Here is a 12,541-nt window from a genome sequence, read left to right on the forward strand (position 1 = left end):
CCGGTGTCGGCGCGGGCGTCGAGACGCCCGGGGCCCGTCACCGCACCGCCACCGCCGCGCTCGCCGCCCGCAGCACCTCCCCGCCGCCCCCCATCAGCAGATCCGTGCTGTCCGCCCACTGGTCGACGACCCCGGTCAGCGGCAGGCCGCGCAGGTCCGGGTCGGTGATCGAGGCGGCCAGCAGGCGGGCGAGGCGTTCCGCGTGCAGGACCAGGAACGGGCGGCCGTGGTACGGGCGGGGCGCCGGGTCCACCGGGTCGACGAGCCCCGTCTCGTTCTGCCGGACCGCCAACGCCTCGTACGCCGCGCACAGATGGCGCTCCCGCGTGGGGTGGTCCGTCGCGGCCAGCGCACCCCGCAACGAGGGCGCCAGCGCGTCGGCCGCGTCCAGCCGGGCGAAGGCGCTGCCCAGCCACTTGCCGTACGGGACATAGCGGCGCTCCAGCAGGAGGCTCAGCCGCATGAGGTCGCGGACCAGCCGGGCGGCGACGACGGCGGAGCCGAGGGCATCACCCGCCTCGGCGCAGCGCCCGACGAAGGCCTCCTCCTGGGAGACGCGCTGCCACTGGCAGGCCAGGACGTAGCGCCAGACCTGTTCGGGGTAGCGGGCCAGCCTGCGGCGGGCGGTGGCGAGGAGGCCGGGTCCGTCGTGGAACACCGCCCCGGCCGTGATCCCGGCCAGCCGCTGCTGCGGCATCGCGAGCCAGTCCCGGACGGCCGGTTCGCGGGCGGTGGCGTCGAAGCCCGCCTCCCTGGTCAGCCAGGCGCCGATGTCGTGCGGGAGGACGCGGTGGTCGACGGGCCCGTCGGTCACGGCCATGTGCCCGACCGCGTCGAGCGGATCGTCGGCGGCGACGAAGTGCGTGGGCCAGCCCCGGACCTGCTTGGGCAGCCGGTCCGCGAGCAGCCGCCGGATCGCCTCGCCGTGCGCCGCCGCGTCCCGGGGCGCGAGGAAGAGGTCGAGGCGCGGGCCCCAGTCGTGGTCGGCCGACCGCGCGCTGTCGAAGCCGAGCACCTCCGAGCCGGGGCCGATCCGCGCGGCGGCGTACGGCAGACCGGGGAAGGCCTCGTCGAGGAGCGGGCGCACCTCCTCCTCGTACAGGATCCGGGAGAGCTCCAGACCGGGCAGGAAGGCGGGTCCGGGGCCGGGCACACGGTGGCCTGGCATGGGGTCGTCGGGCATGGGGTCGTCGGGCATGCGGTCACTGTGCGGGGCGCGGGCGCCTGCGGCCAGCCCTTTACGCCGCCCGCGCCAACGGGCCCCGGCCCTGACTCCGGCCACGGCCCCGGCCCGACCCCGAAACATCCACTTGCGGACGATCTGCCACAGACCGAATTGTTACGCTGACGGACATGACGGCCATGGCACCCACCCGCACCGCACCCGACCTCTCCTACCTGCTGGACCACACCAGTCACGTCCTGCGGACCCAGATGTCGGCGGCGCTCGCCGAGATCGGACTCACCGCACGGATGCACTGCGTCCTGGTCCACGCCCTGGAGGAGGAGCGCACCCAGATCCAGCTCGCCGAGATCGGCGACATGGACAAGACCACGATGGTGGTGACGGTGGACGCCCTGGAGAGCGCCGGGCTCGCCGAGCGCCGCCCCTCCAGCCGGGACCGCCGGGCCCGGATCATCGCCGTCACCGAGAAGGGTGCCGCGCTGGCCGCGCGGAGCCAGGAGATCGTGGACCGGGTGCACACGGACGCGCTGGGCAGCCTCTCGCGCACGGACCGGGAGACGCTCACGCGTGCGCTGAACCAGCTGGTGAGCGAGCATCTGGCCACCCCCGCCGAGAACCCGCGCCCGGTCCGCCGGGCCCGCCAGAGCCAGAAGTAGCCGCCCCGACCTCGCACCCGCGACCTCGCACCCGCACCGCGCCATTCACGGAAACAAGAACCGAAAGAAATAGTCTGCAACAAAACCATCTGCTACGTTCTCTCTTGTCGACCCGACCGACAGGAGAGCCCGATGTCCGCCCCTGCTCCCACCGCACCCGCACCCGCACCCGTCCCGGCAGCCGCTCCCCGAGCGCGCCGGCTCGCGCTCGGGGTGATCGCCACCGGTCTGCTGATGACCGTGCTCGACGGCTCGATCGTGACCGTGGCGATGCCCGCCATCCAGGACGATCTCGGCTTCACACCCGCCGGGCTCAGCTGGGTCGTCAACGCCTACCTGATCGCCTTCGGCGGTCTGCTGCTGCTCTCCGGACGGCTCGGTGACCTCATCGGCCGCAAGCGGATGTTCCTGACCGGCACCGCCGTCTTCACCGCCGCCTCGCTGCTGGCGGGCGCGGCCGGGGCCCCTGCGCTGCTGATCGCCGCACGCTTCCTCCAGGGCGCAGGCAGCGCCATGGCGTCCGCCGTCGGCCTGGGCATCCTGGTCACCCTCTTCACCGAGAGCCGCGAACGGGCCCGGGCCATAGCCGTGTTCAGCTTCACCGGCGCGGCGGGGGCCTCGATCGGCCAGGTGCTCGGCGGGCTGCTCACCGACGCCCTCGGCTGGCACTGGATCTTCTTCATCAATCTGCCGATCGGGCTCGCGGCCCTGCTCGTCGCCATGCGCGTCCTGCCCTCGGACCGGGGGCCCGGCCTCGCGGGCGGCGCCGACGCGACGGGCGCGCTCCTGGTCACCTCGGGGCTGATGGTGGGCATCTACTCCGTCGTCGAGGTCGAGTCGTACGGCTGGGTGTCGCTCCACACGCTCGGCCCAGGCGCCCTCGCACTGGTCCTGCTCGCCCTGTTCGTCGTACGGCAGGCCACGGCCGCCGCCCCGCTCCTGCCGCTGCGGATCCTGCGCTCGCGCAGTGTGGCGGGCGCGAATCTGATCCAACTCCTCATGGTGGCCGCGCTGTTCTCGTTCCAGATCCTCGTGGCGCTGTATCTGCAGCAGGTGCTCGCCTACGGTGCCACCGCCACCGGGATCGCGATGCTGCCCGCCGCCACCGTGATCGGCGCGGTCTCGCTCGGGATCTCCGCCCGGCTGAGCACGCGGTTCGGTGAGCGGAACGTGCTGCTGCTCGGGCTGGTCCTGCTGATGAGCCTGCTGGGCCTGCTCACCCGGGTGCCGGTCCACGCGCACTACGCCACGGATCTTCTTCCGGTGATGCTGCTGGCCGCCGGCTTCGGCCTCGCGCTCCCCGCGCTGACCACGCTCGGGATGTCGGGGGCGGGCGAGCGGGACGCCGGTCTCGCCTCCGGCCTGTTCAACACGACCCAGCAGATCGGGATGGCCCTCGGCGTCGCCGTCCTGTCGACGCTGGCGGCCTCCCGCACCGAGACCCTGCTCGCCGGGGGCCACGGCCGGGCCGAGGCGCTGACGGGCGGCTACCACCTGGCCTTCGCGGTCGGCACCGGCCTGCTCGTGGCGGCGTTCCTCGTCGCCCTCCTGGTGCTCGCCCGCCCGGGCCGCGCGAAGGCCGCGAAGGCCGCGCCGGCCCCCTGACCACCGCCCGGCCCCACCACCCTTCTTCACTGCCCGGCCCCACCGTCCTGGCCCCACCGCCGGACCACCGAGAACCCACCACCTGGAGAACCGCCATGAGTACGCGACCCACCCCCGGCACCGGCCCCGCCCCGCGCGTGCTCACCGACGCCGAACTGTCCCGGCTGCTCGCGGAGCAGCAGTTCGGGGTCCTGGCGAGCGTGCGCGGCACCGGGCATCCGCATCTGACGACGGTGACCTACTCCTGGGACGCCGAGGAGCGCGTGGTCCGCGTCTCCAGCACGGCCGACCGCCTCAAGCCGCGCCAGTTGCGCGCCGATCCGCGGGCCGCGCTGCATGTGAACGGACCGGACGTGTTCTCGTTCGCGGTCGCCGAGGGGGAGGCGGAGGTGTCGGAGCCGGCGGCGGTCGCGGGGGACGCGGTGGGCCGGGAACTGCTGTCGCTGACCCCGGGGTTCGCGGACCCGGCCGACACGGCGGCCTTCCTGGCCCAGGTCGTCGCGGACCGGCGCGTGGTGATCAGACTCCGCGTCTCCCGGCTGTACGGAACGGCGCTGGACATCCCGGCCGCGGACTGAAGGGACCCCGGGGCCGCACCCCGAAGGCGGCCCCGGCTCCTGTCCACCGGGGTGCCCGCAGCCCTACCGGCCGCCGCCGTCGCCGCCCTCAAGACCCGACCGCAGCTGTACGAAGCCGAGTTCGGCCGCCGCGACCGCGTCCCCGTACACCTGGTCCGCGCTGCTGCCCTCGCTGATCCGCCGCCAGTTGTCCAGGGCGAGGATGCGCAGGACCGCGACGATCTGGCCCGCCGCCAGCCGGTCGGGGGCCCGGCCGCCGAGGGCGCGGGCGAGCGCGTCCTCGGAACGGCTCTGGTACGCGTAGAGGCGCGCGACCAGGGACGGGGTCCCGTACAGCAGCCGGTGGAAGGCCAGTACCTCCGGCACGTCGCACAGCCCGGTGACCGGGTCGCGCCGCTCCAGACCGGTCAGGAAGTGGCGCCGCAGCGCGTCCAGCGGGGATGTGCCCTCGGCGCGGCCGGCGACGACCCGGGCGGCCTCGTCCTCGTGGTCGGCGAACCGGTGCAGGGCCAGGTCCTCCTTGGCCGGGAAGTACCGGAACAGCGTCGGCTTGGAGATGTCCGCCGCGGCCGCGATCTCGGCCACCGACACCTTGTCGAAGCCGCGCTCCAGGAAGAGGGCGATCGCCGCGTCGGAGACCGCCTGATAGGTCAGCTGTTTCTTCCGCTCCCGCAGGCTCATCGGCGCGTGCGGCCCACGGGCCGCCTCCTCGTCCGCCGACCCGCCGGACCTGGCCTTCTCTGCGCTCATGACCATGAAGCGTACGCCCATGATCTCAACCGGACTTGAGCGCTCCGCCGGAAGCCCGCTCCGTCCCGCCGATCTGCCCCCGCGCCCGGATCAGCGCGTCGATCCCGTCCAGCACCCGTTCCAGACCGAACCGGAACTCGTGCTCGGGCGCGTCCGCCGACCACACCGGCTCATGGGCCACGAGCCGGGAGAGCGTGGGGTGGCGCACGGGGTCGACCAGCCGGCTCAGCGTATGGGCGTAGCCCTCCATGACCTGCTGGACCGGGATGCCGCGTGCCGCGACCGCCGCGTCGATGTCGCCGGTCACCAGTGCCTCGTTGCGGACGAAACCGCTGACCAGAAGGATGACGGAGACCTGCTCCCCCGGGTCGAGACCGGCGCCTTCGAGTGCCTGGAGGCCCTGCTCCCACCACGCGACGGAGTTCGGACTCACGGGTGGCCCGGCGAGGGGGATGCGGAGCATCCACAGATGGCGGTGCAGCACCCGCCGCTGCGCCCAGGCCCACTCCCCGAGCGCCTCGCGCCAGCCGGCCCCGTCCGCCAGGGCGGCCGGCGGGGGCGGCGGCCCCATGGCCGCCTCCCGCATCAGCACGAAGAGCTCGTCCTTGGCGGCCACATACCGGTAGAGGGACATGGTCGACGCCCCGAGGTCCTTGGCCACCCGCCCCATCGACACCGCGCCGAGCCCCTCGGCCGCGGCCACCGCCACGGCGGCGTCCACGATCCGCTCCAGACTCAGCCCGGGCCTGGGCCCCTTGGCCGACCGCGCCCGCAGCCCCCACGCGGCCTCGATACTGGCCGGCAGGCCCGTACCCCCCCCCCCGGCGAACCGTTGTCCCGCGCCACCTGAACCCGCCTTCCCCAGGCGGCCATCCTAGGGATGCGGAGGGCGTGCGCGGTGACGCGCCGGGTGAGGGGACGCGGCCGGCCTCAGGCCGGACCGGACGCCGACGCCTCGACCTCGTCGGCCAGGGCTTCGATGGAGTCCACCACGGGCCAGGCACCGGCGTCCGTCAGGGTCTTCCGCCCCCACGGCTCCCGGTGATAGCCGATGAACGGCATGCCGGCCGCGTCCGCCGCACCGAGGTCGGCCAGGGAGTCACCGATCAGCACATGGCCGGTGACGTCGGTCCCCGTACCGGTGACGACCTCGTTCAGGGCCCACGGGTCCGGCTTCATGCGCCGTACCTCCGCATCGCACCGCCCGATCACGGGCCGGCCCGCGAAGTACCGCTCCAGCGAGGCGCGTTCCAGGTATCTGCGCACCGCGTCCGCGTGGTTGTTGGAGGCGACGGCGAGCCCGCGGCCCCGTCCGTGCCAGGCCCTGATCAGGCGATCCGCGCCGGGGGTCGGCGTCGCGTGCTCAGCGGCCTTCAGCTCGCGGGCGGTCAGCGCGTGACGCATCTCCGCCACGGCGGCCCGCAGTCGGTCCGAGGCGCCAGGTGCACTCGCCCGGTGCGCGTACAGCCTGAACACGGCGTGCGGATCGGGGCTGTCGCGCGCCTCCACCGGTACGGGACCGTGCTGCGCCGCAATGCCGAGCAGTTCCTCGGCGATCAGGGGAGCCTCGTTCTCCCCCGCCCCGTCCTCGCCGACGAAGAGCTGGGCCATGGGCCCGTCGAAGTCCCACACGAGGCACCGCGCACGCGCGAGCAGGTCCACCGCACGCCGGACGGCTGCGGATTCGGGATGTGCGGGGGCCGTCACCGGATACAACACGATCAGAGATCCACCCTCGTGGCCAGGTACTTCCAGTTCGAGTCGAAGAACGCCTGGCACTGCTGCACGACACCGCGTCCCGCCTCGGCCCTGTCCGCCGAGGCCCGGTACGGGAAGAGGGTGGCTCCCGTGCCGTACGCGTCGTAGATCCCGACTTCCTCTCCGTCCGGCGGGAGCTGGATGGTGCCCACGTCCGGTACGTAGAAGCCCTGCAGTGCCAGTCGGCGGTTCAGAATGTACAGCTTCACCTGGGGCGCGAACGGCACCACTCGCACCTCCACCTCGACTTCCGGTGGAGGGCTGCAGCGCCGCAGTTCGAACAGCGCTTCCCTGAGCATCGTCGCGTGGCTCTGCAGGATCGCCTTGAGCCGCCGGCGGACCCGGGGTTCGTCGACGCCGTCGATCCGGCGGGGTATCGCCAGACCTGGTGCGTCGCAGTCCGGCAGCATCAGCCGGGCCTTGATGCTGCGGGGCGGCGGGATCCTGCCCTCCAGGATCCCGTCCTTGAGGTCCGACACCCGCTTGGCCAGGGACTCCGTGGTCATCGAGAAGACGTCGAGGGTCACTTCGGGTGCTTCGAACGCCTCGGCCAGATAGGGCTTGAGCATCACCGGCGTGACACCCTCCGACTCCACCGCCCAGGTGTCGTCGGCGTCGCCGCCCGCCCCCTCGCCCTCGCCCTCGGCGGAGCCCGTGCCCCGGGGCCCGAGCGGGCCGTCCTGCGTGCCTCCCCGCACAAAGGTCCCGCTGCCCTGCCGGGTGACGATGAGTCCGTCCCTGCGCAGCCTCTTCAGCGCCTCGTTGATCGTGGCGAGAGAGACGCCGAAGCGGTCGGCGAGCCGGGCCCGCGTCGGGAGGCGGTCGCCGGGACCCCACTCCTCGCGGTTGATGTCCTTGCGCAGCTCGTCCGCGACGCGCTGGTAGGCGAAGTCACCATCGGGCGAGCCATGCTCACTATTCGTCACATGACAACCATACAACTTGTCGCCATACAGCTGACTTTGGAGTAGGCAACCAGGTAAATCACATAATCTTCACTGCACTTAGCCCACCCCATGCAACCATACAAGTTTACGACTACTCATCCGTAGGGAAACCTACAGTCAAGCCAACCAGTCAAATCGAAGAAGTTGATCGGTTGTTAGGAGCAGACAGGCAGCGTCCCTCTCGGCACAACGGAGTGCGAGCACCGACGCCCCTTCACCACCGGAGGAGTGATCGTCATGCCATTCGTCGCGCTGGGGATCGAGCAGCTCGTGCAGTGGAAGTACGGGCTGATGGGGGCGGTGGGCTTCACTCTGCTGTCGTTCGGCCTGAAGGCGGGCAGCCACAACTGCGTCTGCGCCGGTGCCCTGATCCTGGCCCTGCTCCTCGTCCCGGGCGACGACTGACCGCCGAAACACTCACGCGCCCTCGGCCACGCCCCCTCAGAACACATCCGGGCACCAGGCCCTGCGTCCCGCCCGGAACACCGCGTCCGCCGACTCTGCCGCGCCCGGGGTCAGTTCCTCGACGCGGTCCAGGGCGGCCAGCCGGCTCGCCGGCTCGTCGCCGAGGTAGAGCGTGCCCAGCTCCCTGATGTCCAGGGCGAGATCGGGCGAGCGGGTCGTGGGGGTGCAGGTGGCGCCGTCCGGGGTGGCGTCCAGGTGGAAGCGGCCCGACGCCAGGCCCGCCCGGTCGTGGATGTCCAGGACCAGGGAGCCGGGGACCGCGTAGGTGCGGGCCTCCAGGGCCCGGACGACGTCCAGGACACGGACCCACAGGAAGTCCGCCTGGGTCACCACGCGGGCCGCGCGCGGGTCCGGGAGGAGCAGGGGGAGCAGGTCGTCGGGGGCGCGGTGGCCGGTGCGGATCGTGGTGATCCAGTCGACCGAGCACAGGAAGTGCCACAGTGCCCGCTCCGCTGCCGGGGTCACCGCGATCAGGCTGCGGACCGTCGCCCGGTTCAGCGGCTGCTTGGCGTCGCCCCAGTGGTCGTCGGCGCGGTAGACGAGCATCCCGTCCACAGTGCCGTCGGCGCTGCGGTGGACTGCGTAGAAGGGCTCGGTCCAGTGGTCGTTCGGGAAGGCCACCTCGCCGGTGGTGAGGTCCCACCAGCGTTGGCCGCGGCTCACCGCCCCGTGCTGCCGGGCGCGCAGCCGGTCGTGGAGCGCCGGGCCCAGCTTGCGTACCTCCGCGGCGTCCACCAGGTCGATCCGGCCGCCGTCCTCGGCCGAAGGGACCGGCCGGTGCGGGTCCAGGCCCGCGCGCGGGACGTCGATCTCCCACTCCGTGGTCCAGGCCGCCGGGCCGAAGCCGTACCGCCCGTAGATCGGGTACTCCGCCGCGATCAGCGTGGCGGCCACGTCGCCGCGCTCCTTGGCCGCCGCCAGGTCCGTGGCCATCATCCGCGAGAGCAGCCCGCGCCGGCGGTGGGTGGGCGAGACCGTCACGTTGGTGACCGCGTCCGTGGGGATCGTGGCGCCGCCGACGACCGTCAGCTCCTGCGCGAACGAACGGAACGTCGCCACGCACCGCCCCGCGTCGAACACCCCCTGCACACGCGCCAGGTCCAGATACGGCAGCCGGCCCGCCACCTCCTCGTCCGACGGCGTCGGCGCCCGCAGGAAACCGGTGTTCAGGGCGCGGAGCCAGTCGTGGAGCTCGGATTCGGCGACGGTACGGACATCGAGGCTGGTCATACGCTCCACGCTAGGCAGGGAGGATACGGTTGTCGCCCGGTTTTCCCGGGTGCTCTCACGGGCGTGCGGGCGGTCGCCGCGCCGGTCAGAACGCCGCCCGGATCTCGCCGACCTCCGCGCTCCCGCCCAGCAGCGGCGCCCGGCCGATCCGCGCCACCACCGGCTCGTCGACGCCCAGCAGCCCCAGCGCGCGGGCCAGGACCGGGCCGAGCGCCCGCGTCGAGCCGTCGTCGATCTTGAAGGCCAGGGCCCGGCCGTCCGCCAGCGCCACCGCCTGGACCGCCTCCGCGCCCATCTTGGACAGCGTGCCGGGCACCTCGCGCATCAGCCAGGTGTCGGGGCGCCGCGTCCCCGCCACGTACTCGGGATGCGCGCGCATCGCGTCCGCCACCCGGCGCTCGGCGCTGCCCTGCTCCGCCGTGACGAACGTACGGAACGCGCGCGCCAGGCCCACCAGCGAGATCGCCATCAGCGGCGCCCCGCAGCCGTCCGTGCCGACCGCCGCGACCGGCTCGCCCGCCGCCTCCTCGACGACCCGGTGGACCAGCTGCTGGAGCGGGTGCGCCGGGTCGAGATAGGTGGCCGGGTCCCAGCCGTTGCGCACACAGACCGCGAGCATCGCCGCGTGCTTGCCCGAGCAGTTCATCGTGATCCGCTCCCGCACGCCCCCGGCGGCGAGATACGTCTCCGCCTCCACCGGGTCCAGCGGCAGATCGGCCGGGGTCTGCAGATCGTCGGGCGACAGTCCGTGCTCGCCGAGCATCCTGCGTACGAGATCGAGGTGGAAGCCCTCGCCGGAGTGGCTCGCGGCGGCCAGCGCCAGCCGCTCACCCGACAGGTCGAGACCGGCCCGCAGCACGGCGGCCGCCTGCATCGGCTTGTTGGAGGAGCGCGGGAAGACCGGCGCCGCCGGCTCGCCCAGGGCCAGCTCCACGCTGCCGTCGGCGGCCAGCACGACCAGCGAGCCCCGGTGGTGGCCCTCGGTGAAACCGGACCGGACGACCTCGGCCAGCACGGGCAGGCCGGGGGCCGGGTCGGATATGGCGGACGGGGCGGCGCTGGAGGTCATGGTGGCCTTCCGGGGACGGGCGGGACCCGCCCCCCAGGGCCTGTCGACGAACTGGCGTCGCGCGGCGGACGGCAGTTCGACGCCAGCCCCTGAGGATTGCCTCAGGCGAGCAGGTCGTCTACTTGTGCTTCCCCGTCACGGTACCTGCGGGCGATCTCCGCGCTGCAATCGTCGGCCGTCCGCTGGAGGCGGTGCCGGCGGCGGGAGACCTGCTGCTCGTAGCGGACCAGGCGCCCCATCGCGGTGTGCAGCTCTTCGTCCGTCCGGGCGTCGAGGTCGGAGAGCTCGACCTCGGCCAGCGTCTCGGCCGCCAGCCGGCGGTACTCGTCGCTGCGCGGCGTGCTCAGCGTGACGTGCCGGGCGGAGGAGCGGTGCAGCGACGGCGCGTCGGCGAGGATCTCCGAGAGCCGGTCCACCACCGGGGACTCCGGGTCGCGGCGCCGCGCCAGCTCGGCGCGCAGGATGTCGATCCGGCCCTGCACGAGCCGCCGCACATAGCTGAGGTCGGCCTCGTCGCGCTGCGAGTCCCGGCGCAGGGTGCGCAGCTCGGGCAGGCGCAGCGTGCCCAGGTCGGGCCGGGCGGGCCCGTCGGGACCGTCCTCGCCGTCCTGTCCGGTCCGCTGCACGGGTGGGCGCATGGTGCTCGTACTCGTACTCGTACCGGCACTGCTGTCGACGCCGGGGCGCGCGACCGGCACTGCGCCCGGGGACTGCCCGGTTCCATGCGTGCTCATGCTTGTGTCCATCCCCTCGACCGGTGCGTCGGCACACCGCCTCCCGTGCATGGTGCCACTCCGAGGGTCTCCATGGAGTTGCTCTGTACCCGTTCAGCCCAAGATAGGTTGGTCTGTATGCGTGCAGTGGTACAGAGGGTGGACGGCGCGGCCGTCACGGTGGCCGACGCGGGGGACGGGAACGGCGGTTCCTCCGTGGTCGGCGAAATAGTCGGCGAGGGACTGTGTGTGCTGGTGGGAGTCACCCACGAGGACACCCCGGAGAAGGCGGCGCAGCTGGCCCGCAAGCTCTGGTCGGTCCGCATTCTGGAGGGCGAGAAGTCCTGCTCCGACGTGAATGCACCGCTTCTGGTGATTTCGCAGTTCACTCTCTACGGGGACGCCCGGAAGGGCCGCAGACCCACGTGGAACGCCGCCGCGCCCGGTGAGGTCGCGGAGCCCCTGGTCGACGAGGTCGTGGCGCGGCTGCGGGCGCTGGGCGCGCGCGTGGAGACGGGCCGGTTCGGTGCGGACATGCGCGTCTCGCTCACGAACCACGGCCCGTTCACCCTCGTCATCGACGTCTGATCCGGGCGGGACCCGCTACGGCTCGACGACCGTCTCCTGGGCCGCCGCCGTGTCCCCGGCCAGCAGCTCCGCGTCCACCGCCACGTTCCGCTTCACCAGCGCCAGGGCGATCGGGCCCAGCTCGTGGTGGCGGGCGGAACTGGTGATGAAGCCCAGCTGGCGCCCCTCGGCGCCGTCCGCGGCGAGCCGGACCGGGGTGCCGTGGCCGGGCAGCAGCACCTCGCTGCCGTCCAGGTGCAGGAAGACCAGGCGGCGGGGCGGCTTGCCGAGGTTCTGCACCCGGGCCACGGTCTCCTGGCCCCGGTAGCAGCCCTTCTGGAGGTGGACGGCGGTGCCGATCCAGCCCAGCTCGTGCGGAATGGTGCGGTGGTCGGTCTCGAAGCCGAGGCGCGGCCGCTGGCCCTCGACGCGCAGCGCCTCGTGGGCCAGCACCCCGACGGCCGGCCCGTTCTGCGCCGCGTACTCCTCCAGAGAGGCCCGGGGCAGGAACAGGTCGCGGCCGTACGGGGTCTCCCGTACGGCGGTCCCGTCCGGCACCGGGGCGATGGAGCCGGCCGGCAGATGCACGACGGCGAACTCATCGGTGCGGTCGGCGACCTCGACCCGGTAGAAGAACTTCATCGACTCCAGATAGGCGATCAGCTTGCTCTGGGTCTCCGGCTCGACGTGCATCCACACCGTCTCGCCGTCGTCGACGAGGTACAGGGCGTGCTCGATGTGCCCGTTCGCGGTGAGGATCAGGGCCTCGGTGGCCTGGTTCGGGGCGAGTTCGCTGACGTGCTGGGTGATCAGGAGGTGCAGCCAGGCCAGCCGGTCGCCGCCGGTGACGGTGACGACGCCTCGGTGCGACAGATCGACGAGACCGGAACCGTCGGCGAGGGCACGCTGCTCGCGGAACAGGTCGCCGTAGTGCGCGGCGACGCCTTCGTCGCGGCCCTCGGCGGGGACGGCGCCGGGCAGGGACAGCAGGGGGCTCTTCATGCGACCAGCGTACGA

General features: G+C 72.9%; 14 protein-coding genes. 5 read left to right on the forward strand and 9 right to left on the reverse strand.

The annotated features are described in order from the left end of the window. Window positions 1-37 precede the first annotated feature (37 nt). On the reverse strand, window positions 38-1,153 hold the full coding sequence (locus RLT58_RS16145) for a DUF4037 domain-containing protein (RefSeq protein ID WP_311314536.1): 1,116 nt from the start codon (window positions 1,151-1,153) through the stop codon (window positions 38-40). 200 nt (window positions 1,154-1,353) lie between these two features. Here RLT58_RS16145 and RLT58_RS16150 point away from each other — a divergent pair, with 200 nt between their 5' ends. The 3 genes from RLT58_RS16150 (at window position 1,354) to RLT58_RS16160 (ending at window position 4,025) form a co-directional block, all read left to right on the forward strand. Further along, window positions 1,354-1,842 (forward strand): MarR family winged helix-turn-helix transcriptional regulator, encoded by a 489-nt coding sequence (locus RLT58_RS16150; protein WP_311311085.1) that lies wholly within the window; start codon window positions 1,354-1,356, stop codon window positions 1,840-1,842. 132 nt (window positions 1,843-1,974) lie between these two features. Beyond that, a complete protein-coding gene (locus RLT58_RS16155) occupies window positions 1,975-3,447 on the forward strand; it encodes an MFS transporter (protein ID WP_311311086.1) in 1,473 nt (490 codons plus the stop codon). Window positions 3,448-3,542: 95 nt separating this feature from the next. Next, complete coding sequence (locus RLT58_RS16160) at window positions 3,543-4,025, forward strand: TIGR03618 family F420-dependent PPOX class oxidoreductase (RefSeq protein ID WP_311311087.1); 483 nt, start codon at window positions 3,543-3,545, stop codon at window positions 4,023-4,025. Between the two features lie 63 nt (window positions 4,026-4,088). Here RLT58_RS16160 and RLT58_RS16165 read toward each other — a convergent pair whose 3' ends face one another. From RLT58_RS16165 to RLT58_RS16180, 4 genes are all read right to left on the reverse strand, one after another. Beyond that, window positions 4,089-4,781, reverse strand: coding sequence for a TetR/AcrR family transcriptional regulator (locus tag RLT58_RS16165; RefSeq protein ID WP_311314537.1), 693 nt, complete (start codon window positions 4,779-4,781; stop codon window positions 4,089-4,091). Window positions 4,782-4,800: 19 nt separating this feature from the next. Continuing rightward, window positions 4,801-5,640, reverse strand: coding sequence for a TetR/AcrR family transcriptional regulator (locus RLT58_RS16170; RefSeq protein WP_311314538.1), 840 nt, complete (start codon window positions 5,638-5,640; stop codon window positions 4,801-4,803). Between the two features lie 65 nt (window positions 5,641-5,705). After that, on the reverse strand, window positions 5,706-6,482 hold the full coding sequence (locus RLT58_RS16175) for an HAD family hydrolase (RefSeq protein WP_311311088.1): 777 nt from the start codon (window positions 6,480-6,482) through the stop codon (window positions 5,706-5,708). Between the two features lie 14 nt (window positions 6,483-6,496). Then, window positions 6,497-7,459 (reverse strand): winged helix-turn-helix domain-containing protein, encoded by a 963-nt coding sequence (locus RLT58_RS16180; protein WP_311311089.1) that lies wholly within the window; start codon window positions 7,457-7,459, stop codon window positions 6,497-6,499. A 258-nt stretch (window positions 7,460-7,717) separates the two neighbouring features. On the opposite strand from RLT58_RS16180, the gene RLT58_RS16185 reads away from it, so the two are divergent. Further along, window positions 7,718-7,885 carry a hypothetical protein gene (locus RLT58_RS16185; RefSeq protein ID WP_311311090.1) on the forward strand — a complete coding sequence of 56 codons (168 nt, stop codon included), beginning with the start codon at window positions 7,718-7,720 and terminating at the stop codon, window positions 7,883-7,885. Between the two features lie 36 nt (window positions 7,886-7,921). On the opposite strand, the gene RLT58_RS16190 is transcribed toward RLT58_RS16185, so the two are convergent. From RLT58_RS16190 to RLT58_RS16200, 3 genes are all read right to left on the reverse strand, one after another. Beyond that, window positions 7,922-9,175, reverse strand: coding sequence for a GNAT family N-acetyltransferase (locus tag RLT58_RS16190; protein WP_311311091.1), 1,254 nt, complete (start codon window positions 9,173-9,175; stop codon window positions 7,922-7,924). Between the two features lie 85 nt (window positions 9,176-9,260). Continuing rightward, a complete protein-coding gene (locus RLT58_RS16195; RefSeq protein ID WP_311311092.1) occupies window positions 9,261-10,244 on the reverse strand; it encodes an asparaginase in 984 nt (327 codons plus the stop codon). A gap of 101 nt (window positions 10,245-10,345) precedes the next feature. Continuing rightward, entirely contained in the window at window positions 10,346-10,978 is a 633-nt protein-coding gene (locus RLT58_RS16200; RefSeq protein ID WP_311311093.1) for an RsiG family protein, read from the reverse strand. 117 nt (window positions 10,979-11,095) lie between these two features. Between RLT58_RS16200 and dtd the strand changes: the two genes are divergently transcribed. Continuing rightward, window positions 11,096-11,545 (forward strand): D-aminoacyl-tRNA deacylase, encoded by a 450-nt coding sequence (gene dtd / locus RLT58_RS16205; protein ID WP_311311094.1) that lies wholly within the window; start codon window positions 11,096-11,098, stop codon window positions 11,543-11,545. A 15-nt stretch (window positions 11,546-11,560) separates the two neighbouring features. Here the strand turns inward: dtd and RLT58_RS16210 are convergent, their stop codons facing one another. Then, the gene (locus RLT58_RS16210; protein WP_311311095.1) at window positions 11,561-12,526 is read right to left on the reverse strand and encodes a CAF17-like 4Fe-4S cluster assembly/insertion protein YgfZ; all 966 of its coding nucleotides are present in this window, start codon (window positions 12,524-12,526) and stop codon (window positions 11,561-11,563) included. Window positions 12,527-12,541: the final 15 nt, after the last annotated feature.

This window comes from Streptomyces sp. ITFR-16 (genome assembly GCF_031844705.1).
In the GTDB taxonomy this organism is placed as follows: Bacteria; Actinomycetota; Actinomycetes; order Streptomycetales; family Streptomycetaceae; genus Streptomyces.